This window comes from Novosphingobium capsulatum NBRC 12533, from assembly GCF_001598375.1.
Classification (GTDB): Bacteria; Pseudomonadota; Alphaproteobacteria; order Sphingomonadales; family Sphingomonadaceae; genus Novosphingobium; species Novosphingobium capsulatum.
This window is the reverse complement of the sequence record NZ_BCYV01000005.1, coordinates 277,843-300,494: the sequence shown is the minus strand read 5'-3', so window position 1 is coordinate 300,494 and position 22,652 is coordinate 277,843. Positions and strand designations below refer to the sequence as shown.

General features: G+C 65.4%; 18 protein-coding genes. 8 read left to right on the top strand and 10 right to left on the bottom strand.

Annotated features, from left to right (window positions below; all coding sequences use genetic code 11):
* Positions 1–463: 463 nt before the first annotated feature.
* Positions 464–3,520 carry a TonB-dependent receptor domain-containing protein gene (locus tag SCA01S_RS03045; RefSeq protein WP_245652421.1) on the top strand — a complete coding sequence of 1,019 codons (3,057 nt, stop codon included), beginning with the start codon at positions 464–466 and terminating at the stop codon, positions 3,518–3,520.
* Between the two features lie 13 nt (positions 3,521–3,533).
* Entirely contained in the window at positions 3,534–3,695 is a 162-nt protein-coding gene (locus SCA01S_RS22055) for a hypothetical protein (RefSeq protein WP_157088840.1), read from the top strand.
* A 33-nt stretch (positions 3,696–3,728) separates the two neighbouring features.
* Here the strand turns inward: SCA01S_RS22055 and SCA01S_RS03040 are convergent, their stop codons facing one another.
* From SCA01S_RS03040 to SCA01S_RS03030, 3 genes are all read right to left on the bottom strand, one after another.
* A complete protein-coding gene (locus SCA01S_RS03040) occupies positions 3,729–4,934 on the bottom strand; it encodes a type III PLP-dependent enzyme (protein WP_054131081.1) in 1,206 nt (401 codons plus the stop codon).
* Between the two features lie 237 nt (positions 4,935–5,171).
* Positions 5,172–6,368 carry a carboxynorspermidine decarboxylase gene (locus SCA01S_RS03035; protein ID WP_062782725.1) on the bottom strand — a complete coding sequence of 399 codons (1,197 nt, stop codon included), beginning with the start codon at positions 6,366–6,368 and terminating at the stop codon, positions 5,172–5,174.
* Between the two features lie 153 nt (positions 6,369–6,521).
* Positions 6,522–7,727 (bottom strand): saccharopine dehydrogenase family protein, encoded by a 1,206-nt coding sequence (locus SCA01S_RS03030; RefSeq protein WP_062782722.1) that lies wholly within the window; start codon positions 7,725–7,727, stop codon positions 6,522–6,524.
* Between the two features lie 203 nt (positions 7,728–7,930).
* Between SCA01S_RS03030 and SCA01S_RS03025 the strand changes: the two genes are divergently transcribed.
* Both SCA01S_RS03025 and SCA01S_RS03020 read left to right on the top strand, forming a co-directional pair.
* Positions 7,931–9,187 carry a BtaA family protein gene (locus SCA01S_RS03025; RefSeq protein ID WP_233250932.1) on the top strand — a complete coding sequence of 419 codons (1,257 nt, stop codon included), beginning with the start codon at positions 7,931–7,933 and terminating at the stop codon, positions 9,185–9,187.
* On the top strand, positions 9,184–9,837 hold the full coding sequence (locus SCA01S_RS03020) for a class I SAM-dependent methyltransferase (protein WP_245652420.1): 654 nt from the start codon (positions 9,184–9,186) through the stop codon (positions 9,835–9,837). Before SCA01S_RS03025 ends, SCA01S_RS03020 begins: the two co-directional genes overlap by 4 nt.
* An 82-nt stretch (positions 9,838–9,919) precedes the next feature.
* Here SCA01S_RS03020 and SCA01S_RS03015 read toward each other — a convergent pair whose 3' ends face one another.
* From SCA01S_RS03015 to SCA01S_RS02985, 7 genes are all read right to left on the bottom strand, one after another.
* Positions 9,920–11,128, bottom strand: a complete 1,209-nt coding sequence (locus SCA01S_RS03015) for a class I SAM-dependent RNA methyltransferase (protein WP_062782713.1) — start codon at positions 11,126–11,128, stop codon at positions 9,920–9,922.
* Positions 11,125–12,549, bottom strand: coding sequence for a bifunctional ADP-dependent NAD(P)H-hydrate dehydratase/NAD(P)H-hydrate epimerase (locus SCA01S_RS03010; protein WP_062783030.1), 1,425 nt, complete (start codon positions 12,547–12,549; stop codon positions 11,125–11,127). The genes SCA01S_RS03015 and SCA01S_RS03010 overlap by 4 nt, the downstream gene beginning before the upstream one ends.
* Entirely contained in the window at positions 12,530–12,925 is a 396-nt protein-coding gene (locus SCA01S_RS03005) for a hypothetical protein (protein WP_062782710.1), read from the bottom strand. The genes SCA01S_RS03010 and SCA01S_RS03005 overlap by 20 nt, the downstream gene beginning before the upstream one ends.
* Positions 12,925–14,781, bottom strand: coding sequence for a dihydroxy-acid dehydratase (ilvD, locus tag SCA01S_RS03000; protein WP_062782707.1), 1,857 nt, complete (start codon positions 14,779–14,781; stop codon positions 12,925–12,927). Before ilvD ends, SCA01S_RS03005 begins: the two co-directional genes overlap by 1 nt.
* Before the next feature lie 87 nt (positions 14,782–14,868).
* The gene (locus tag SCA01S_RS02995) at positions 14,869–15,615 is read right to left on the bottom strand and encodes an N-formylglutamate amidohydrolase (RefSeq protein WP_062782704.1); all 747 of its coding nucleotides are present in this window, start codon (positions 15,613–15,615) and stop codon (positions 14,869–14,871) included.
* A complete protein-coding gene (locus SCA01S_RS02990) occupies positions 15,612–16,409 on the bottom strand; it encodes a 4-(cytidine 5'-diphospho)-2-C-methyl-D-erythritol kinase (protein WP_062782701.1) in 798 nt (265 codons plus the stop codon). Before SCA01S_RS02990 ends, SCA01S_RS02995 begins: the two co-directional genes overlap by 4 nt.
* A gap of 18 nt (positions 16,410–16,427) precedes the next feature.
* A complete protein-coding gene (locus SCA01S_RS02985) occupies positions 16,428–18,074 on the bottom strand; it encodes an electron transfer flavoprotein-ubiquinone oxidoreductase (protein ID WP_062782698.1) in 1,647 nt (548 codons plus the stop codon).
* Between the two features lie 149 nt (positions 18,075–18,223).
* On the opposite strand from SCA01S_RS02985, the gene SCA01S_RS02980 reads away from it, so the two are divergent.
* The 4 genes from SCA01S_RS02980 (at position 18,224) to SCA01S_RS02965 (ending at position 22,568) form a co-directional block, all read left to right on the top strand.
* On the top strand, positions 18,224–19,006 hold the full coding sequence (locus tag SCA01S_RS02980; RefSeq protein ID WP_062782695.1) for a uracil-DNA glycosylase family protein: 783 nt from the start codon (positions 18,224–18,226) through the stop codon (positions 19,004–19,006).
* The gene (locus SCA01S_RS02975; RefSeq protein WP_022675287.1) at positions 19,006–20,781 is read left to right on the top strand and encodes a lytic transglycosylase domain-containing protein; all 1,776 of its coding nucleotides are present in this window, start codon (positions 19,006–19,008) and stop codon (positions 20,779–20,781) included. The genes SCA01S_RS02980 and SCA01S_RS02975 overlap by 1 nt, the downstream gene beginning before the upstream one ends.
* 15 nt (positions 20,782–20,796) lie before the next feature.
* A complete protein-coding gene (gene moaB, locus SCA01S_RS02970; RefSeq protein ID WP_062782692.1) occupies positions 20,797–21,324 on the top strand; it encodes a molybdenum cofactor biosynthesis protein B in 528 nt (175 codons plus the stop codon).
* Positions 21,325–21,497: 173 nt separating this feature from the next.
* Positions 21,498–22,568 (top strand): PA0069 family radical SAM protein, encoded by a 1,071-nt coding sequence (locus tag SCA01S_RS02965; protein ID WP_062782690.1) that lies wholly within the window; start codon positions 21,498–21,500, stop codon positions 22,566–22,568.
* Positions 22,569–22,652: the final 84 nt, after the last annotated feature.

Here is a 22,652-nt window from a genome sequence, read left to right as displayed (position 1 = left end):
CTGCCGCAAACGCGATGGCGTGCGGCACGAATTGTTTCCGAATATATTCAGACCAACAGAACGAACGCGACCATCAGGCAAAATGCCTGATGACGGGTTAGAAACAGCAATTTCGTGGATTTCAGATCATGTCATCCCGGCATTGCAAATACACTTCCCCTTCATCACGAGTTCAGGGTGTGTCTTTCCGCAATTCGCGGTTTGGCGGAAACAGATTTATCCGGTCACAAAGATTGCCGAAATCGATCATGCGAAAAAGGGCGGGAACCAAGGGTTAGCCACGTGCGTTGCAGCGCGCGAGCGATGCCGTCTGTTGCGAACGAATGCAGCAGTATTGCCCCAAAGGCCAGGGTGTAACCTGGCTGCAACACCCGGACAAGCCATTGATCGAATTGGCGCAAAACAGTTGCGTTTTGATACCTCGCACGCAAGTTTGGTCGCACTTGCAACAAACGGGGGCTTTATGGCCGCGACTACTTTTTCGCAGCGCCGCATGCGTGCCTTGGCAGCTACGGCGTCATTCCTTGTTCCTCTGACCCTGGCCGGCGTGGCGCACGCACAATCCACCGACGCGGCCCCCGCCTCGGCGGAACAGGCTGCACCGGCCGACGCATCCGACGCCGAAATCGTCGTCACCGGTTCGCGCATCACCCGCGCGCCGATCACCGACCAGCCCGTGGCCACGCTCGGCAGCGACCTGATCGAGCAGCGCGGCTATACCAACGTGGGCCAGGCGCTGCAGCAGCTGCCGGGCTTCGGCGTTCCAGGCAACAGCGTCGCCGGTGACCAGGGCAGCTTCGGCGCCGGCCAGACCTTTGCCAACCTCTATAACCTGGGTTCGCAGCGCACGCTCACCCTCGTCAACGGCATGCGCTTCGTCAGCCCGGCGACCACCTCGATCTTCGGCGCCGTCGCCGGTAGCCCGGTGGACCTCGGCCAGATCGCGCCGAGCCTGGTTGACCGCATCGAAGTCGTCTCGGTCGGCGGGGCACCGATCTATGGCTCCGACGCGATCGCCGGTACCGTCAACATCCTGTTGAAGAAGAACTACGACGGCGTCGAAGCCAATGGCTCCTACGGCCTGTCGAAGTATGGCGACGGTCAGGACTACAACTTCTCGGTGCTGGCCGGGAAGAACTTTGCCGACGGCCGTGGCAACATCACTGCCAACTTCTATTACGACAACCAGAACGGCATCACCGGCGCGCAGCGTCCGACGACCTACGGCGGCTCGGCGTCGTTCTTCGGCACCTCAGTCAAGCCGGCGAGCTATGCGTACCAGCTCTATGGCGGCGGCCGTCACTACAACGTGTTCACCAACACCGGCATGCCGATGGTCGAGGATTACTACCCGATCTTGGGCACGACCCCCGTTTCGGCAATCACCAATGCAGCCGGTCAGGCGCTGGTGTTCAACCGCGCCGGGCAACTGGTGCCGTTCCAGAACGGGCAGCGTACCGGCAGCTCCATCTATCAGGCGGGTGGCGACGGCTTTGCCATCGGCGACTACAGCAACTTCCTGGTGGCCTCTGAACGCTATCAGGGCACGCTGCTGGCCCACTATGACATCAGCGACAGCATCCGCTTCAACGGTGAAGTGTGGTTCAGCCGCAACTATGCGTCGAACACCGCGGGTCAGCCGTTCTACAACTATGCCGGTTTCGGCAATGCCGGTGACACCAACGGCAACCTCATCCTGAGCACGGCCAACCCGTTCCTGAGCGCCGCCGACCGCGCGACGATCATCAACAACCTGACCGCCGCCGGGGCTGACCCGAGCCAGTTCTACATGTCGCGTGCCAATACCGACCTGTCCACCGGCTCGTTCCGCACGAGCAGCGACCTGCTGCGCTTCGTGGGCGGCGTGACGGGCGATATCGAGGCTGGCGAACGCAAGTTCACGTGGGAAATCAACGGCACCTATGGCCGGACCATTTCGCGCACGACCTCGCGCGAGATCGTCACGCAGAACTTCTTCAATGCGCTCGATGCCACCACCGATGGCAGCGGCAACATCATTTGCCGCCCGGGCTATACCAACGCCGCGATTGCTACGTTCAGCTCCACTTGTGCGCCGCTGAACGTCTTTGGCAATGGCAACGCCAGCAAGGCAGCGCTCGACTACGTCACCACGCAGGCCACCACCCGCCAGATCAACAAGCAGTCCGACATCATCGCCGACATCAAGGGCGATCTGGTCAAGCTGCCGGGCGGCTTTGCCAAGTTCGTGCTGGGTTACGAGCACCGCTATGAAAGCGCGCGTTTCGATCCGGGTGCGTTCTATTACGGCCAGGACAATGGCGATGGCACGCGCACGCAGTACGGCAACTCGATTCCGATCGATCCGGTGGCGGGCAGCTACAATACCAACGAAGCGTTCGGCGAAATCAGCCTGCCCTTTATCTCACCCGATAATGCGGTGCCGGCCGTCTATCGCCTCGAAGTCAACGGGGCGGGCCGCTATGTGAAGAACAGCATCGCCGGCGGTTTCTGGACCTATACCGGTGGCGCCACCTACGCGCCGGTCAAGGCCCTGACGCTGCGCGGCAACTACACCCGCTCGTTCCGCGCGCCGTCGATCACCGAACTGTTTGCACCGGTCGGCTCGATCTTCGACACCGGCAACGACCCTTGCGACGCGCGCTACATCAACCAGGGGCCCAACCCGACGCGCCGTGCCGCCAACTGCGCTGCCGCCGGCATTCCCGCCAACTTCACCTCCAACGTTGTGGATTACACCGCTCAGGGTACGTCGGGCGGCAACCCCGGCCTGCGCAACGAAGTGGCGAACAGCTGGACCGTGGGTGGCGTGTTCCAGCCCAGCTTCCTGCCAGGCCTGACTGTCACGTCGGACTACGTGAACATCAAGCTCAAGAACGAGATCGCCACGCTCAGCCTGACCGATCTGATGAACGCGTGCTACGATTCGGCCTCGGGTAGCAGCCCGTATTGCAGCACGTTCACGCGCAATGCTGCCGGCCAGGTCACCAGCTTTGCCGAAGGCAACTACAACATCGGTCTGGAAGTGTTCCGCGCCCTGCAGACCTCGGCCAAGTGGGACCTCCCACTTACCCGCCTCGGCCTGCCTTCGTCGGCCGGTGCACTGCTGTTCGACGTGAACTATCTGCATACCTTCCGCCACTACTACCAGATCGGTGAAGGCGATTTCACCAAGACGGTGGGCGGCGTTGCCGAACCGACCGACAACTTCACCGCAACGGCAGTCTGGGCCACCAAGTCGATCAACTGGATGTGGCAGGCCACGTATTATGGGCCGGCCAAGGTTGCGGTGAATTCGCCTGACACGGTCTATCAGTATCCGCGCGTGGGCGCCTATGTGCTGTTTAACAGCGCACTCGGCTTCAACGTCAACGACCGTTTCAGCCTGCGCTTCAACGTGAACAACGTGTTCAACCGCAGCGTGCCCTTCCCGTATGGCCTCGGAAGTTCGGTTTCCACCCGTTACTACGACGCTGTGATGGGCCGCTACATGCGCGTTACGGCTGGCATCAAGTTCTGATGACCACGGCTGCGTGGCGGTTTCGGCCGCCATGCAGCACGGGCCGCAACGCCCCATACTGCACAACAAAAAAGGCCCCGCCGATGCGATCGACGGGGCCTTTTTTCTGGATTGCGACCCGATTGGACTCGGGATGTGGACGAATTATATCGATTGCAACATGACGCAAAAATGAACCGGCGGACCGCAGTCCGCCGGTTTCATATTTTCAGCGCAGCGAAACCACGTTGTCGCCGGTGCGCAGGTGGCGACGGCTGCCGTTGTACTGGCTGGCCATCGGCTCATCCGCCACGGTATAAGTTTCCACCGCTTCAAAGCCATTGAACGCGGTCTTCATCGCCGCGCCATAGGCACCGAGCATACCGATCTCGATATAGTCGCCGGCACGGACATCGCCGGGCAGCGGGAACGGCCCTTCCATGAAGTCCATGTCGTCGCAGGTCGGGCCATAGAAGCTGAAGTCCTGCGCCTCGACACTACCAGCAGCATCGTTGTCGGCTTCGCGCAGCAGGCGCACAGGAAAGCGCCAGCCCACGTGTGCAGCATCGAACAGCGCACCATAGGCGCCGTCGTTGATGAACAGCTCGTTCTCGCGACGCTTTTCGACGCGCACGATGATCGAGTTGTATTCCGCGCACAACGCACGGCCCGGCTCGCACCACAGTTCGGCCGAATAGGACACCGGCAGCGATTCGTAGGTACGGTCGATCAGCGCGAAGTAGTCTTCGAGCGGCGGCGGCTCCATGCCCGGATAGACCGACGGGAAGCCCCCGCCCACGTCGATGATGTCCACCGTCACGGCGGCATCGACGATCGCGGCACGGGCCTTTTCCAGCGCCAGCACATAGGCATGCGGGCTCATCGCCTGGCTGCCCACGTGGAAGCACACGCCCAGGCAATCGGCCAACTGGCGGGTCTGCTGCAGCAGTTCACGCGCATCGACCAGGTCGACGCCGAACTTCGACGCCAGGCTCAGTTCCGAATGCTCGGACGATACGCGCAAGCGCACGCAGAGCGTGAGATCGGTGGCGCCATTGGTCGCTTCCCGGATTTTTTCCAATTCGTCGAGCGAGTCGAGGCTGAACGTGCGCACGCCATGGACGTGATAGGCCTCGGCAATGGCGCGCGGCGCCTTGACCGGGTGCATGAAGCACAGCGTAGCTTGCGGCAGCGTGGCGCGCACCAGCTTGACCTCGGTGATCGAGGCTACGTCATAGTGCGTGACACCAGCGTCCCAGAGGATGCGCAGGAGGTCAGGAGAGGGGTTCGCTTTGACAGCATAGAGCGACTTGCCCGGAAACTTCTCAACAAAGAAGCGGGCTGCGCGCGCTGCTGCATGCGGGCGGTTCAAAATGGCGGGTTGGTCAGGCGCGGTGGCGCGAACTACAGCCCGTGCATCAGGATGAATGTGCAACTCAAGGGACCCCCAAACGGAACGTGGAACGAAAGCTGCCTTGCGGTTTGGAAGTCCCCATGGGGCAGCGAGGAAGCGCTAAATAAGGCTCAGGGGGGGAACTTCAAGCGAAAAAATCCCCCTTTCACAAATCTGTCACAGTGCCAGCCTCGGACTGGCGCACCCCCGCCCCGTCCGGGCGCAGATAGCACCTCGACGAGAGCGGGCAAAAGACTGTTTTAAAGAGATATTTTCCGGTTAGCTCAGCCGGTCGCGGAAATCTTCATAGGCAAACCGGCGTACCAGCTTGAGCGTGTCCGCCCCGCTGTCCCACAACCAGATCGAGGGCAGCGGCACACCGTTGAACGTGGTCGTCTTGACCATCGAATAATGCGCCTGATCCAGGAACGCGAAACGCACGCCCGGCTCGGCCGGAACCGGCAGGCGATAGTCGCCGATCACGTCCCCCGCCAGGCACGATGGCCCGCCCAGCCGCACCGGAGCATCGCCGGCGCCATCCTCGTATTCGTCGATCGGCAGCTCGCCCAGCATTGCCGGACGATAGGGTGCCTCGATCACGTCGGGCATGTGGCACGTGGCCGAAATGTCGGTGATCGCAATGTCCATGCCGTTCCAATGGCGATCGAGCACGGTGCCCACCAGGATGCCGGCGTCGAGCGCCACGGCCTCACCGGGCTCGAGATAGATCTCGCACCCGGTCTGGGCCTTCACCTCGCGCAGGAAGGCCACCAGGTCATCGCGCTGGTAATCCGCGCGGGTCACATGGTGGCCGCCGCCAAAGTTCAACCACTTGAGCTGGCCCAGGAACGGCGCGATGCGCGGCAGCAGCGCTTCCCACGTGCGGCGCAGCGGCTCGAAATCCTGCTCGCACAGGGTGTGGAAATGCAGGCCGGACACGCCCCCGAGATGCTCTGGCTGCAACTGGTCCACAGGAAAGCCCAGGCGCGAATGCGGCGCGCACGGATCATAGCGCGGCACTTCGCCTTCCTGGTGCAGCGGATTGATCCGCAGGCCCACGTCGAACGCCTGGCCATCAGCGCGCGCCTGCGCCAGCACCGGGGCAAAGCGCGCGATCTGGAACGGCGAATTGAAAATCACGTGATCCGAAAGCGCGCAGATTTCGGCCAGGTCTTCCGCCTTGTAGGCCGCGCAATAAGTCGCGATCTCGCCCTGGTAGTGCTCGGCCGCCAGCTTGGCCTCCCACAGGCCCGAGGTGCACACGCCATCGAGGTATTCGCCCACCACGGGCGCCACCTGCCACATCGAAAAGGCCTTTAGCGCAGCCAGAACCTTTATCCCGGCCCGATCGCGAATGTCAGCCAGGGTCGCCAGATTGCGCCGCAGGGCCTGCACATCGACGACGAAAGCTGGGCTGTCGACACGCGACAGATCGAAATGGGCGAAGGCGCCCGGGTCACCGGCTCTGGTTTCCATGAAGGTGCGGCCTTTCTGTGGTGTGCGGGTGGCTTCCACCACCCCCAACCCCCTCCTCTGAAGAGGAGGGGGCTATGTGGGTCTTACTCCCCCTCCTCTTCAGAGGAGGGGGTCGGGGGGTGGTGGAGGTCTAAACCAGACCCCGGAACCCAATCAAAACTGCAGTGGGCCTGCCAGTTCCTTCACCTGCCAGGGCAGGCCATGCTGGTTGAGCATGTCCATGAACGGATCGGGATCGAGCTGTTCGATGTTGAACACGCCCTCGCCCTTCCACAGGCCCTGCACCATCAGCGCCGCGCCGATCATCGCCGGAACACCAGTGGTGTAGCTGATCGCCTGGTTGCCGGTTTCGGCAAAGGCGTCTTCATGGTCGCAGATGTTGTAGATGTAGAACGTCTTTTCAACGCCGTCCTTGATGCCGGTGGCAATGTCACCGATGTTGGTCTTGCCCTTGGTGGTGGCGCCCAGCGACGCCGGTTCGGGCAGTACGGCCTTGAGGAACTGCAAGGGAATGATTTCCTTGCCTTCATAGATCACCGGATCGATGCGCGTCATGCCCACGTTCTGCAGCACGGTGAGGTGCGTGATATAGGCGTCGCCAAACGTCATCCAGAAACGGATGCGCTCGATTTCGGGCAGGTGCGTCTTCAGGCTTTCGATTTCCTCATGATACATGAGGTACATGTTCTTGGGGCCGACGGCCTCGAAATCGAACTGCTGGCGGATGGTCAGCGCCGGGGTTTCCACCCATTCGCCATTCAGCCATTGGCGCGCCGGGGCCGTCACTTCGCGGATGTTGATTTCCGGGTTGAAGTTGGTGGCAAAGGCCTGGCCATGATCGCCGCCGTTGCAATCGAGAATGTCGAGCGTGCGAATCGTGTCGAGCTTGTGCTTCTTGAGCCAGCCGGCAAACACCGAGGTCACGCCCGGGTCAAAGCCCGAACCGAGCAGCGCCATCAGGCCCTTTTCCTTGAAGCGTTCCTGATAGGCCCACTGCCACTTATATTCGAACTTGGCTTCTTCGCGCGGTTCGTAGTTGGCGGTGTCCATATAGTGCACGCCGGCCGCCAGGCACGCGTCCATGATCGTGAGATCCTGGTACGGCAGTGCCAGGTTGACCACCAGCATGGGCTTCACCTGGTTGATCAGCGCGGTGGTAGCGGCCACATCGTCTGCGTCGATCTGATAGGTGGCCACGTCAACACCGGTGCGTTCCTTCACCGATGCGGCAATCGCGTCGCACTTGCTCTTCGTGCGGCTGGCGAGCGCGATGCCGGTGAAGATATCGGCATTCATCGCCATCTTGTGGACCGCGACCGAGCCGACGCCGCCGGCGCCAATCACAAGAACCTGAGCCATGGTCACTCCATAATTCGAGAAAACAGGGGGCATTCGGCCTGCCCGGCACAGGGCAGACCCATCATGGGCAGGCCCCATAGGGCAAGCACATGACAAACCCAAGTCCTATTGCGGGCAACACAACCGGGGCGAAACCCGGTACGCCACCGGGTTTGCCATATTACCGCAACGCCGCTGCCTTAAACCGGTGCCTATCCATACGAATGGGAAAGACACTGACCATGGAACTGCAACGCCACCGGGGCCAACCCGGCGCCGGCAACCCGATCACCCGCTCTGTCGTGCGCAAGGGCGCCGGTGTTGCCCACCGCCTGCTCGATCATGCTTTTGCTCTGGCGTTTCGCGGGCTGGTCTATGCGCAGATCTGGGAAGACCCGGACGTCGACATGGACGCCCTGCAGATCCGACCCGACAGCCGCGTGGTGGCGATCGCCAGCGGCGGGTGCAACGTGCTGTCCTATCTGGTGGCCGATCCCGAAAGCATTACGGCGGTCGATCTCAACACCGCGCATATCGCGCTCAACAAGCTGAAACTGGCCGCAGCACAAGGCCTGCCCGACCATGCCGCCTTCCACCGCTTTTTCGCTCAGGCGGATAGCCCGGCCAACATCGCGGCCTATCGCGCGCACCTTGCGCCCATGCTCGATGAGCCGACGCGCCGCTATTGGGAAGGACGCGACCTGATCGGCCGGCGCCGCATCGGCGGCTTTTCCAAGGGCATCTACAAGCGCGGGCTGCTGGGCAACTTCATCGGCGTGGCGCATCTGCTGGCCAAGCTTTATCGCATCGACCTGGCGCAAATCCTGGCCGCCCCCACGCAAGAGGCGCAGCGCGCCGTGTTCGAGCGCGAACTGGCCCCGGTGTTCGACAAGCGCTTCGTGCGCTGGCTGACCGACCAGCCCGCCGCGCTGTTTGGCCTGGGCATTCCCCCGGCGCAGTTCGATGCCTTGGCGGGAGACCAGCCCATGGCCCAGGTGCTGCGCCGCCGCCTGGAAAAGCTGGCCTGCGATTTCCCGGTGGAGGACAACTATTTCGCCTGGCAAGCCTTCGCCCGCGGCTATGCCCGCGATGGTGATGGGCCCCTGCCGCCCTATCTCCAGGCCGGGAACTGGGACGCCGTGCGTGCCCGTGCCGGCCGCGTGACCGTGCTTCACGCCAATTTCACCGAGCATCTCGCCACGCTGCCCGATGCCTCGCGCGATCGCTATGTCCTGCTCGATGCGCAGGACTGGATGACCGATGCCCAGCTCAACGCGCTGTGGCAGCAGATCACCCGCACTGCCCGGCCCGGCGCCCGCGTGCTGTTCCGCACCGCCGCCCAACCCACGCTGCTGCCGGGACGCGTGGCGCCCGACCTGCTCGATCGCTGGACCTATTATGCGCAGGCCAGCGCCGGCTTTACCGCGCGTGATCGCTCGTCGATCTATGGCGGCGTCCACCTTTACGAACTGCGCGCATGACGATGCTGGCCGGGCAAGCCCGCGAGCATGGCGTGCTGATGGATGCGATCTACCGCCGCCAGGTGCGCATCTATGACATCACGCGCAAATATTACCTGTTCGGCCGCGATCGCCTGATCCGCGGGCTGGACGCTGCGCCCGGCGCCCGCGTGCTGGAACTGGGCTGCGGCACCGGGCGCAACCTGGCGATGATCGCGCGGCGCTGGCCCGGCATGCGCCTGTTCGGCATCGATATCTCACGCGAGATGCTCGGGGCCGCACAGGCGCGGCTGGGTGATGGCGCGCGCCTGGCACTGGCCGATGCGGGCGCTTTTGACCCGGCTGCGCTGCTCGGCACGGCGCGGTTCGATCGCGTGGTCATTTCGTTTGCGCTCTCGATGATCCCGCCGTGGCAGCAAACCGTGGCCCATGCCGCCACCCTGCTGGCGCCGGGCGGATCGCTGCACATCGTCGATTTCCACGATGCCGCCGGCCTGCCCGGTCCGCTGCGCCGCCTGCTGCATGCCTGGCTGACGCGCTTTCATGTCACGCCGCGCACCGAACTGGCCAAGCTGGCCCAGGACATCGCCGCGCGGCAGGGACTGTCTTGCCAGACCCATACCGGCGCCTTTGGCTATTACCGCCTGATCGTGCTCACCCGGTCACGCTGAGCCCCTGTGCGCAGACCTGTGGATAACCTGCGCACAATCCATGGATATCGCCGGGAAAGGCTGTGGGTTGCGCCGGCCCTGATCAGGCACCTGCGCGCACGAACAGGCTCGCCAGTTCGACATGGGTGGACCAGCGGAACTGGCCCACAGCCTTGAGCCCTTCCAGGCGATAGCCAGCCGCCACCAGCGTTGCCGCATCACGGGCCCAGCTGGCCGGGTTGCAGCTGATATAGACCACCCGCGCCACGGTTGATTCCGCGATCTGCCCCACCTGCTCGCGCGCGCCGGCGCGCGGCGGATCGAGCAGCACGGCAGCGAAGCGGTTCAGTTCTTCGGCCCGCAGCGGATTGCGGAACAGATCGCGGTGCAGCGCATGCACCGGGCGGCCCTGGCTGCGCGCCGCCGCCTGGCAGGCCAGATGCGCATCGCGCGCGGCTTCCACCGCCAGCACCTTTGTACCCGGCCCGGCCAAAGCAAAGGCAAAGGTGCCCAACCCGGCAAAGAGATCCGCCACGGTGCTGGCGCCGGCCAGCCAGCCCTGCGCGACGGCGACAAGCGCCGCTTCGCCATCGGCCGTGGCCTGCAGGAATGCACCCGGCGGAATGCCCACGGCGGTGCCACCCAGGGTGATCGTCGCCGGATCAGGCTCCCACGTGGTTTCCGGGCCATAGCCGGTATCGATCGTCAGCCGCGCCAGGCGGTGATCGCGGGCGAAATCGAGCAACGCCTCGGTCCGCGCCAGGTTATCAGCGACCAGGCCGGAAAAGCCCACGGCCACGCCCTGATCGGCCAGCGTCAGTTCCACGTCTACCGCCAGCTTACGATCCTGCCAGCTTTCCAGCAGCGTGCGCAGCGGGGCCACCAGCGCCATCAACTCGGGCGCAATGACGTGGCATTCGCGCATGTCGATGGTCTTGTGGCTGCCACCCTCGCGAAAGCCCAGCACCACGCGGCGGCCGATCGCCTGCGCATGCAGGGTGGCGCGGCGGCGGGTGCGCGGCGGCGAAAGGTGGGTGGGCTCGGGCGTGCCGGGGTCCAGTTCCTGCCCCTTGGCCGCACCGATCACCCGGCTGCCGACGAAATCGGTCAGCGCGGCTTCGGAAAGATGCTGCAGCTGGCAGCCACCGCAGGCCGGAAAATGCCGGCAGGGCGGCTCGACATGGTTGGGCCCCCAGGTCAGCGTGCCATCGGCCTCCAGCATGTCACCGGGGGCAGAGAGCGCGACATAGCGGCCATCGGCCGTGGCGCCCTCACCCTTGGCGGCCACGCGCACGATCGGTGCCGCGCTCATGCCAGCACCTGTTGCATTGCACCGGCGATGGCATGGGCCAGATCGCCACTGGTGAAGGCCGGGCCGGCCAAGCGCGCTGCTTCGCCATGGAGCCACAGCCCTTCCTGCGCGGCGCGATGCGGATCGCGCAGCACGGCCAGGCGGCTGGCAACGGTGCCAGCCAGCACATCGCCGCTGCCGGCCACCGACAGCCACGACGACGCGCGCGGCGCCACCGTCACAGCGCCATCGGGCGCGGCGATCACACTGTCCGGTCCCTTGAGAATCACCACAGCGCGGGCGGCTTGCGCCAGTGCCACGGCGCGCGCGCGCCGGTCACCCGTGCCGGAAAGTCCAAAATTGCGTTCCAAAACCTGCATCTCTCCATCATGCGGGGTCAACACCAAGGGTGTTCCCCGCAGCATCGCCGGCGCCAGCAAGACCAGCGCATCGGCATCAATCACCATGGGCCGGCCTACTCCAAGCGCTGCAGCCAGGCGTGCCCGCGCTACGTCATCACGGCCCAGCCCCGGCCCCACCAGCAACGCGGCAAAGCGATCATCGTCCAACGCCGTTGCCAGCGCCGCTTGCTCGGCAGTGTCACGCACCACCAGTTCCGGCGGCGGCCCGGATAGCGCGCTTTCGCCCGCCAAGACCTGAACATAGCCCGCCCCACCGCGCAGCGCGGCCGTGGCCGCCAGAAGCGCCGCGCCGGGCATGGCACCGGCCACGATGCCCAGCAAGCCCCGGCGATACTTGTGCGCATCGGCCGCCGGCGCTGCCAATAGCGGCCGCGGCAACACATGCGCCGCGCCGGGCACCGCGCTAACGCCGATATCCACCAGCCGCAACGCGCCCATCGTGGGGCAAGCCGGCATCGCATAGTGGGCATGCTTCCATGCGCCCAAGGCCACGGTCAGATGCCAATCGGGCAGACCGGGATTGAGGCATTCGCCGCTATCGCTCGCCACGCCGCTGGGCACATCGATCGCGATGCGATAGGCGTGCCGCGCGGCCAGATCCGCCAGCATCGCCGCCGATGCATCGTCCAGTGGCCGGGTCAACCCGCTACCGAACAGGCAATCGACCAGCACGCCGCCCAGCCCGTCAGCCGCGCTTTCCACAACGGTGCCGGCATACAGCGCCCGCGCCCGCTGCGCCGCCGGGGTGGCGGGCGGCCTGGGCGCGATCACGCACACACGCAAGCCCGCCTCGGCCAGATAGTGCGCGATGACATAACCATCGCCGCCGTTGTTGCCCGGCCCGCACAGCACCGTCACGCGCCGCCCGGCCGCCACCCGGCGCACCCATTCCCCGGCGCCGCGCCCGGCGCGCTGCATCAGCGCATGGACATCGGTTCCAGCGGCGATCAGGGCATCTTCGGCGGCGCGCATCTGCGCGACGGTGAGGATTTGCGCAGGGTCACGGCTTGGCGGGAACATCGGGTCCAGCCGGGGCACTGGCCGGGGCGTCGGCCTTCACTTTGGCGGGAAAGCGATAGCGATCGTTGCCCACCGTCACCTCCAGCCGGCCATCGGCGAGCCACGCCACCTGGGCGGGCACCACGCCATCGGCAGTCACCACGCCGCGCCCGTCATCAACCTTGAGCAGGCGGCGAAATCCGCCAGCGGGATGGTGCACGACCAACAGGTGCCGGCCCTGCTCCACCACCGGCTCCACCTTGCAATCGCGCGCAAAGGCAGTGGCGCCATCGGTGGCGCATTCGATGGTGACCATCGGCCGTTCCGGCGCAGAGCCGGCGCCCTGCCCGCAGGCAGCCAGCGCCAGCAGCGGCAGCAGGGCGGCCGCGCGCAGCATCAGCTCCGCTTCAACTGCGCCAGGTCGCGCACCGCACCGCGTGCCGCACTCGTGGTCATCGCGGCATAGGCCTGCAACGCCACCGAAACCTTGCGCGCGCGCGGCTTGGCTGGCTGCCAGGCATCGGCGCCCTTGGCCTCCATCGCGGCGCGGCGGCGGGCAAGTTCATCGGCCGACACCAGCACGTCGATCTTGCGGCCAGGAATGTCGATGGCGATCAGGTCACCGGTTTCCACCAGGCCGATCGCCCCACCCTCGGCCGCCTCAGGCGAGACGTGGCCGATCGACAGGCCCGAACTGCCGCCCGAAAAGCGCCCGTCCGTCACCAGGGCGCAGGCCTTGCCCAGGCCCTTGGACTTCAGATAGCTGGTGGGATAGAGCATTTCCTGCATGCCAGGCCCCCCCTTCGGCCCTTCATAGCGGATCAGCACCACATCGCCTTCCACCACCTGGCCAGTGAGGATCGCGGTTACTGCAGCGTCCTGGCTTTCATAGACCTTCGCCGGGCCGGTGAACGTGAGGATGCTTTCATCCACGCCCGCCGTCTTCACGATGCAGCCATCGGCGGCGATGTTGCCGGCCAGCACGGCCAGCCCGCCATCCTGGCTAAAGGCATGGGTCGCGCTGCGGATCACGCCGTTTTCGCGGTCGAGGTCCAGCTCAGCCCAGCGGCGGTTCTGGCTGAACGCGGTCTGCGTGGGCACGCCGCCAGGGGCGGCGCGATAGAATTCCTGTACCGAGGGCGCATTGGTGCGCGCCACGTCCCACTGCGCCAGCGCATCGGCCATGGTGCGGGCGTGCACCGTCGGCGTATCGGTATGCAGCAGCCCGGCGCGGTCCAGTTCGCCCAGAATGGCCATGATCCCGCCAGCGCGGTGCACGTCTTCCATGTGCACGTCGTTCTTGGCGGGCGCCACCTTGGATAGCACCGGCACCCGGCGCGACAGGCGATCGATATCGGCCATAGTGAAATCGACCCCGGCCTCGTGCGCGGCGGCCAACAGGTGCAGGACGGTGTTGGTCGAACCGCCCATGGCGATGTCGAGGCTCATCGCGTTTTCGAACGCGCGGAAGTTGGCGATCGAGCGCGGCAGGGTGCTCTCGTCACCCTCTTCGTAATAGCGCTTGCACAGGTCCACCGCCAGGCGACCTGCTTCCAGGAACAGGCGCTGGCGATCGGCGTGGGTGGCGAGGGTTGAGCCATTGCCGGGCAAGGACAGGCCGAGCGCTTCGGTCAGGCAGTTCATCGAATTGGCGGTGAACATGCCCGAGCACGAGCCGCACGTGGGGCAAGCCGAACGCTCGATATCGGCCACTTCCTCGTCGGTATAGTTGTCATCGGCGGCCACGACCATGGCGTCGACCAGGTCGAGCGCGTGTTCCTTGCCACGCAGCACCACCTTGCCGGCTTCCATCGGCCCGCCCGAAACGAACACCACGGGAATGTTGATGCGCATCGCCGCCATCAGCATGCCCGGCGTGATCTTGTCGCAGTTGGAGATGCACACCATGGCGTCGGCGCAGTGCGCGTTGACCATGTATTCCACGCTATCGGCGATCAGATCGCGGCTCGGCAGCGAATAGAGCATGCCGTCGTGGCCCATGGCGATGCCATCATCCACCGCGATGGTATTGAATTCCTTGGCAACGCCGCCCGCGGCCTCGATCTCGCGCGCCACCATCTGGCCCAGGTCCTTGAGGTGGACGTGGCCCGGCACGAACTGCGTGAACGAGTTTACCACGGCGACGATCGGCTTGCCGAAATCGCCATCCTTCATCCCCGTGGCGCGCCACAGGCTGCGCGCGCCCGCCATGTTGCGGCCGTGGGTAGAGGTGCGGGAGCGATAGGCGGGCATTGTTCGGTAACTCCAGGCATGCAATTTTCTCGCGCCGCGCAGGCGCAAGCACGTGCCCCTACTCCACGTGAGCCGACGCGTCCAAGGTTACATTTGCGACTTTTTGGCGAGGCCCGCAACCACCGCTGGCAACAACCGGGAGAGTCGCGCGGCCCAATCCGCCTGGCCCGCCGCATCGCCGATCAGATCCTGGCGCAGTTCCAGCCCGACATAGGCCCGCCCGTGCGCCTCGGCATGGCGGTTCATCGTGGCATTGAGCAGGCGCCCCGAATAGGGCTGCTGATCGCCCACGCACAGGCCCGGCTCTTGACCCAGCCAATCGAGCGTCAGATGTGCGGCGCGCGTATCCTCGTTGTACAACACGCCGACGTGCCACGGCCGCTGCTGTTCGGGATCACTTGAAAGACGCGGCGTAAAGCTATGCAGCGAAAGGATTAGCGCCGGTTCATTCGCCGCCAGCATTCGCGCCAGCGCGGTATGATAAGGATCGAAGAACCGTGCCAGCCGTGCCGCGCGGGCAACGGCGTCGAGCCGGTTGCCGGGGATCGCATGCCCGTCGCTCGCTTCGGGAACCACGCCCGGCGCATCGGCATCGCGGTTGAAATCGCAGACCAGCCGGCTCACCCCGCCCAGGAATGCCGCCACGCCCGAGGTTTGCGCCAGGATGGCGGCAATGCCGGCCACGCCAATGTCGATGGCCATGTGCTGGCTCAACAAGGCAGGATCGATGCCGAGATCGATATCGCCCGGCACACGCGCCGATGCGTGGTCGGAAACGATCAGCACCCCACCTGTTGTGGGCGTGCCCAACAGGGTCCAGGCCTCGGCGCTCATCGCAACGCTCCGGCCAGCGTCCACCATGCGCCAGGCATGGCCGCCTGCGCGGCATCGCGCGCGGCCGTATCGTCAAACAGCGCAAAGCAAGTTGCGCCAGACCCAGACATGCGCACCAGCCAGGCGCCCGTGGCGCGCAGCGCGGCGAGCACCTCACCGATTTGCGGCACCAGCGCCAGCGCCGGTGCTTCCAGATCGTTGCGCCCGTCCAGCGCGATGGTGCGCAGGTTTCCGGTCGGCAGCGGGCCGCGATCGACGCCATCCCAGCCCTTGAACACCGGTCCGGTCGCCAGCGGAATGCGCGGATTGACCAGCAGCACCGGGCAGCCGGCCAAGTCGTTGTCCACCGCTTCCAACTCGGTGCCGGTACCGCGCCCGATGCAAGCCTGGCTCGCCACGCAGGCGGGCACATCGGCGCCCAGCGCAGCGGCGCGCGCGTGCCAATCCTTCGGCAGGCCCTGCGCCCGCTCGACCAGGCGAAACACCGCGCCGGCGTCGGCCGATCCACCACCCATCCCGGCCGCCACCGGCAAGCGCTTTTCCAGCGTGACCGCCCAGCCTTGCTCACGCGGCAGCGTAGTCAGCGCCTTGGCCACGATATTGCCAAAGGGATCGGCCAGTTCTCCGCCAAATTCACCGACCACGCGCAAGGCATCCTGCGCTGCCGGGCTTACCGCCAGTTCATCGCCGGTGTCGACAAAGGCGAACGCAGTTTCCAGCGCGTGATAGCCATCCTGGCGCCGCGCGCGGACGTGCAGCGCCAGGTTGATCTTGGCAAAGGCCGTTTCATCCATGGTCTGAACAACAGGGCCTTACATGTTGGGATAATTGGGGCCACCGCCACCTTCTGGCGTGACCCAGTCGATGTTCTGGGTCTTGTCCTTGATGTCGCAGGTTTTGCAATGCACGCAGTTCTGCGCGTTGATCTGCAGGCGCGGCGTGCCTTCTTCCACACCCACGAATTCATAGACACCCGCCGGGCAGAACCGCGCCTCTGGCCCGGCATAGAGCGGCAGGTTGACGCGCGTGGGCACCTCGGGGTCTTTCAACACCAGGTGGCACGGCTGGTCTTCCTCGTGATTGGTGTACGAGAACGACACGCTGGTCAGGCGATCGAAGCTGATCACACCATCGGGCTTGGGATAGGCGATCGGCTTGTAGAGATCGGCGCGCTGCGTCGCCTCCGCATCGGTATGATGCTTGAGGCCCTTGACCGGATTGACCTTGAGCACGCGGGCCCACATGTCGGCCCCGGCCAGGATCGTGCCCCACGAACCGCCGAACTTCGACACCAGCGGCTGCGCATTCTGCACCAGCTTGAGTTCCTTGGCGATCCAGCTGTCGCGCAAGGCGGCATCGTATTCCACCATGTCGTCATGCTCGCGCCCGGCTGCCGCTGCCGCAACGATTGCCTCGGCCGCCAGCATGCCGCTTTTCATCGCGGTATGGCTTCCCTTGATGCGCGGCACGTTAACGAAGCCGGCCGAGCAGCCGATCAGCGCCCCACCGGGGAACGACAGGCGCGGCACCGATTGCCAGCCGCCTTCGTTGATCGCGCGCGCGCCATAGGCCACGCGGCGGCCACCTTCCAGGATGGCGCGGATTTCCGGGTGCTGCTTCCAGCGCTGGAATTCCTCGTAGGGATAGACATAGGGGTTGACGTAATCGAGCGCGGTGACAAAGCCCAGGGCCACCTGGTTATTGGCCTGGTGATAGAGGAACCCGCCGCCCCACGAATTGCTTTCCGACAGTGGCCAGCCCTGGGTGTGCAGCACGCGGCCCGGCACGTGCTTGGCCGGATCGATGTCCCACAATTCCTTGATGCCCAGGCCATAGACCTGCGGCTGGCAATCGCGCTCAAGATCGTAATGCTGCTTGAGCCGCTTGGTCAGGCTGCCGCGCGCACCCTCGGCAAACAGGGTGTACTTGGCATGCAGTTCCATGCCGGGCTGGTAATCGCCCTTGTGGCTGCCATCCTTGGCCACGCCCATGTCGCCCGTGGCCACGCCGATCACGGCGCCGGCCTCGTTGAACAGCACTTCGGCAGCGGGGAAGCCGGGGAAGATTTCCACGCCGAGTTCGGTCGCCTGTTCGGCCAGCCAGCGACACAGGTTGCCAAGCGAACCGGTGTAGTTGCCCTCGTTCGACATGAACGGCGGCATCGGCCAGTGCGGGATGGCGTACTTCTTGGTCTTGGTCAGCACCCAGTGCCAGTTGTCGGTCACCGGCACTTCGGCCATCGGGCAGCCCATGGTGCGCCATTCGGGCAGCAGTTCGTCCAACGCCTTGGGATCGACCACCGCGCCAGACAGGATATGCGCGCCGATTTCGGAGCCCTTTTCCAGGATGCACACCGAAAGTTCGGGATTGAGCTGCTTCACCCGGATCGCGGCAGCCAGGCCTGCAGGCCCACCACCGACGATCACCACGTCATAAGGCATCGATTCCCGTTCGCTCATCGTCCCCGCTCCATCGCCCGTTCCTGCTGAGGGCTGTTAATCACGCGATTATGCAGCGCAGCCTTGAAAGCTGGGGCGCCCAAGGTCAATAGGGTGTGCATGACAAGCCGCCTCATGAGACAAAAAGGCATCGCGCCACAGGTTGCGGCATGAGCCAGCCCCCTGCCGGCACGGCCGCCGGCCATTCCCTGTCTGCCCTGGTCGACGCTGCCTTTGCCTGGTGGGAGGATGCCGGGCTCGATGGAATGTTGAGCGATACGCCGCAATCCTGGCTGGAAAGCGACCGCAAGGCTGCGGCCAAGGCCAATGCCAATGCCAAGGCCGGAAATGGCGCCGCCGGCTTTGCCCCGCCACCACCGCCGCCGGCGATGGGCGGCCTGGCGCGGGATTGGCCGCAAACCCTTGATGATTTCCACGCCTGGTGGCTGGAAACGCCCAGCCTGCCCTTCCCGCCAGCGCGCCGCATCGCCCCCGCCGGCCCGGCCGGCGCGCCGCTGATGATCCTGTTGCCCATGCCCGAGGCGGATGACGAAGCCGGCCTGCTCAGCGGACGAGGCGGCAAGGTAGTGGACGGGATGCTGGCCGCTTTGGGCTTGGCGCGCGAACAGGTCTATTGCGCAGCCGCCCTGCCGGTGCATGTGCCGATGCCCGATTGGGGCCAGTTGCGGGCAGAAGGCCTGGGCGCACTCCTCGCCCATCACGCCGCCCTTGCCGCGCCGCAACGCATGCTGATCCTGGGCCGCAGCGGCATTTCAACGCTTCTTGGCCACAGCTTGCCGAATAATGCTGCCGATTTACGAGAGTTTAACCATGACGGTGGATGCGTACCTGCGGTTTTCGCATACGATCTTGCGGCGCTCGTGGCTCGCCCGGCGCACAAGGCGGCCTTGTGGAACCGCTTGCTTGACTGGACGGGAACAGACCTGACGTGATGATCCGGCGCTTTCACCGCGCTTGCCTGCCGGCTGCAGCCCTTGCCTGCATCGCCGGCCTGGCCGCGCCTGCACACGCCAACAGCGCGGCCGTGGAGTACTTCCGCAGCCGCGCAGACCGCACCGCGGTGCCAACCCTGCTCAGCCAGGACGACCGCACCTATTACACCCAGCTGTTCGCCGCGATCGAGCGGCAGGACTGGACCAATGTCCAGACCATGCTGGCCCAGCGCAGCGATGGCCCGCTTCAGGCCGTGGCCCGCGCGCAGTATTATCTGGCCGCCACATCGCCCAAGGCGGATCTCGCCTCGCTCACCGATCTGATCGCCCGCGCGCCGGATCTGCCGTGGACCGACCAGCTCGGCCGCCTGGCGCTCAAGCGCGGGGCCATCTCGCTGCCGATCACGCCCAGCGCGCAATCGTTCGCCACGCTGCCCAGCACGCCGCGCCGCACCCGCCCGCGCAGCATTGCTGATGGCACAATGCCCGATAGCGTCGCCCAGGCCATTCAAGAGCGGATCAAGGCCGACGACCCCACGGGCGCGCGCGTGCTGCTCGATGGGATCGACGCCAACCTTTCCTCCGACGCCCGCGCCGAATGGCGCCAGAAGGTCGGCTGGAGCTTCTACATCGAAAACGACGATGCCAACGCCCGGCTCGTCGCGCTGTCCGCCACGCAGGGCGGCTCTGGCCCCTGGGTGGCCGAGGCGCTGTGGACCGCCGGCCTCGCTGCCTGGCGCATGGACGATTGCATGGCCGCGGCCGATGCGTTCCAGCAGGCGGCCACGCAGGGCAGCAACCCGGAACTGGTTTCGGCCGGCTATTACTGGGCCAGCCGCGCGATGGTGCGCTGCCGCCAGCCGGAAAAGGTGTCTGGCATGCTGCGCGCCGCTGCCCGCAACAGCGACACGCTCTATGGCATGATGGCCGCAGAGGCGCTGGGCCTGCGCAGCGCGACGCCGCCCCCAGCGCCCGATTTCTCCGCTACCGATTGGCAATCGCTTCGCGATGTCAACAATGTGCGCCTCGCCGTCCAGCTTGCTGAAATCGGTGAGGATGGTCTGGCCGACGATGTTCTGCGCTATCAGGCGCGGATCGGTGCGCCCAGCCAGTATGCCCCGCTTTCGCGCCTGGCGCGCGACCTGGGCCTGCCATCCACCCAGCTGTGGATGGCCTATAACGCCCCGGCTGGCGCGCGCGCCGATGAAGCGGCACGCTTCCCCGCGCCCAAGTGGGTCCCGGCCAATGGCTGGAAAGTCGATCCCGCGCTGCTCTTTGCCCACTCGCTGCAGGAATCGAACTTCCGCACGGCGGTGACCAGCCCGGCCGGCGCCAAGGGCCTGATGCAGGTGCTGCCTGGCACCGCGCGTGACATGGCACGGGCCGATCCGGTCATGCAGGGCCGCGACACCCAGCTCGATCTGCCCGGGGTGAACCTGGCGTTTGGCCAGACCTACCTCACGCGGCTGCGCGACAATGGCGCCACCGGCGGGCTGCTGCCCAAGGTGATCGCCGCCTACAACGCCGGCCCGATGCCGGTGGCGCGCTGGAACACCCAGGTGAAGGACCAGGGTGACCCGCTGCTGTGGATGGAATCGATCCCCTATTGGGAAACGCGCGGCTATGTTTCTGCCGTGATGCGCAACTACTGGATGTACGAACGCCAGGCCGGTGGCCCGTCGGATAGCCGGATCGGCCTGGTCCAGGGCTTGTGGCCCAAGTTCCCGGGCCTGGCCGGCGCAGACAATGTCCGGGTTGCGATGGGCGGGAATTGAGCGCATCACGCCGCCATGGCCATAGACACGACGCGCACTTTCAAGCCGATCAACATCGCCCTGCTCACCGTGTCCGACACGCGCGGACCGGATGAGGACACCTCGGGCGACATCCTCGCCCAGCGCATTCGCGATGCCGGGCACAGCCTGGTGGCGCGCGGCATCGACAAGGACGATGCCGGCGTCATCGCCACGCGGCTCAACAACTGGATCGACGATCCCAAGGTCGATGCCGTGGTGATCACCGGCGGCACCGGGCTGACCGGCCGCGACGTGACGCCAGAAGCGCTCGACCGGGTGAAGACCCGCGACATTCCCGGCTTTGGCGAGCTGTTCCGCTGGCTCAGCTACAAGACCATCGGCACCAGCACGATCCAGTCCCGCGCCTGCGCCGTGGTGGCGCGCGGAACCTATATCTTTGCGCTGCCCGGCTCGAACGGCGCGGTGAAGGATGGCTGGGACGGCATCCTGGCCGAACAGCTCGACAGCCGCAATCGCCCCTGCAACTTCGTCGAACTGATGCCAAGGCTGCTCGAAAAGTAAGCTCCTCCCCGTGCCGGGGAGGGGGACCGCGCGAAGCGTGGTGAAGGGGATTGTCAGCCCGATACGCCGTGCGAGGGATAGACACCCCTCCACCAGCCTTTGGCTGGTCCCCCTCCCCGTGCCGGGGAGGAACTGGCTTCCTCTGCGTTTATGTTCATGCTATGTTCTCATGCATGCAACCGATCAAAGGCAGGGGTGCGCAATCCGGCGCGGTGCCCACGCGCTTTGGCCTTGCCCAGCGCGAGGCCGATGGCGACTGGCGTGACATGGCGCCTGATATCGACGGCGCCGCCCCGCCCCTGCGCACGACGGTGACCGAGGAATTTCCCAAGTCGGTCCTCACGTTCAACGCCTCTCCCGACATTCCGTTTGACCGCAGCGTCAATGCCTATCGCGGCTGCGAGCATGGCTGCATCTATTGCTACGCCCGACCAACCCACGCCTATCACGATCTCTCGCCGGGCCTCGATTTCGAGACGAAGCTGTTTGCCAAACCGCAGGCGGCCGCGCTTTTGCGCCAGGCCTTTGCCAAGCGCGGATATAGCCCAAGGCCACTGGCCATGGGCACCAACACCGATCCCTATCAGCCGATCGAGCGGGATTATCGCATCACGCGCCAGGTGCTGGAACTGTGCCTGGACGTGGGCCACCCCGTCACCATCACCACCAAGTCTGCGCGCGTGCTCGATGATCTCGATCTGCTACGCGCGCTGGCGGCGCGCCGGCTGGTGGCGGTCGGCATCTCGATCACCAGCCTCGATCCGCGCCTGTCCAGCCTGCTCGAACCGCGCGCGGCCAGCCCGGCCAAGCGCATGGCGGCGCTCGGTACTTTGGTGGAGGCCGGGGTTCCCGCGCATGTCGGCGTCTCGCCGATCATTCCGGCCATTACCGATCAGTTCCTCGAACAGATCCTGATGGATGCCGGCGCGCTGGGCGTGCGCTCGGCCAGTTGGATCATGCTGCGCCTGCCGCACGAGGTGGCGCCGCTGTTCCGCGAATGGCTCGACACGCATTTTCCCGATCGCGCTGCCAAGGTGATGCACACCGTGCAATCGATGCGTGGCGGCAAGGATTATGACGCCAGCTTCCACACCCGGATGAAACCACAGGGCGTGTGGGCCGATCTCGTCCGCACCCGCTTTCGCCTGGCGTTGCGCCGGGCCGGGATACCGCAAGAGCGGCTGAACCTCGATTGCAGCCAGTTCCGCGCGCCTTCGCGGGATGGGCAGATGGACTTGTTTTGAGAGGTGCGGCGCATGATTTCCACCACCCCCAACCCCCTCCTCTGAAGAGGAGGGGGCTTTTATGTCAGCTACTTAACTCCCCCT

Excerpts from the sequence above, each read along its gene's own strand:
- SCA01S_RS03045 (WP_245652421.1), top strand. The coding sequence starts at position 464 with ATGGCCGCGACTACTTTTTCGCAGCGCCGCATGCGTGCCTTGGCAGCT.
- SCA01S_RS03035 (WP_062782725.1), bottom strand. The coding sequence starts at position 6,368 with ATGGAAACCAGAGCCGGTGACCCGGGCGCCTTCGCCCATTTCGATCTG.
- SCA01S_RS03030 (WP_062782722.1), bottom strand. The coding sequence starts at position 7,727 with ATGGCTCAGGTTCTTGTGATTGGCGCCGGCGGCGTCGGCTCGGTCGCG.
- SCA01S_RS03025 (WP_233250932.1), top strand. The coding sequence starts at position 7,931 with ATGGGAAAGACACTGACCATGGAACTGCAACGCCACCGGGGCCAACCC.
- SCA01S_RS03020 (WP_245652420.1), top strand. The coding sequence starts at position 9,184 with ATGACGATGCTGGCCGGGCAAGCCCGCGAGCATGGCGTGCTGATGGAT.
- SCA01S_RS03015 (WP_062782713.1), bottom strand. The coding sequence starts at position 11,128 with ATGAGCGCGGCACCGATCGTGCGCGTGGCCGCCAAGGGTGAGGGCGCC.
- SCA01S_RS03010 (WP_062783030.1), bottom strand. The coding sequence starts at position 12,549 with ATGTTCCCGCCAAGCCGTGACCCTGCGCAAATCCTCACCGTCGCGCAG.
- SCA01S_RS03005 (WP_062782710.1), bottom strand. The coding sequence starts at position 12,925 with ATGCTGCGCGCGGCCGCCCTGCTGCCGCTGCTGGCGCTGGCTGCCTGC.
- ilvD (WP_062782707.1), bottom strand. The coding sequence starts at position 14,781 with ATGCCCGCCTATCGCTCCCGCACCTCTACCCACGGCCGCAACATGGCG.
- SCA01S_RS02995 (WP_062782704.1), bottom strand. The coding sequence starts at position 15,615 with ATGAGCGCCGAGGCCTGGACCCTGTTGGGCACGCCCACAACAGGTGGG.
- SCA01S_RS02990 (WP_062782701.1), bottom strand. The coding sequence starts at position 16,409 with ATGGATGAAACGGCCTTTGCCAAGATCAACCTGGCGCTGCACGTCCGC.
- SCA01S_RS02985 (WP_062782698.1), bottom strand. The coding sequence starts at position 18,074 with ATGAGCGAACGGGAATCGATGCCTTATGACGTGGTGATCGTCGGTGGT.
- SCA01S_RS02980 (WP_062782695.1), top strand. The coding sequence starts at position 18,224 with ATGAGCCAGCCCCCTGCCGGCACGGCCGCCGGCCATTCCCTGTCTGCC.
- SCA01S_RS02975 (WP_022675287.1), top strand. The coding sequence starts at position 19,006 with ATGATCCGGCGCTTTCACCGCGCTTGCCTGCCGGCTGCAGCCCTTGCC.
- moaB (WP_062782692.1), top strand. The coding sequence starts at position 20,797 with ATGGCCATAGACACGACGCGCACTTTCAAGCCGATCAACATCGCCCTG.
- SCA01S_RS02965 (WP_062782690.1), top strand. The coding sequence starts at position 21,498 with ATGCAACCGATCAAAGGCAGGGGTGCGCAATCCGGCGCGGTGCCCACG.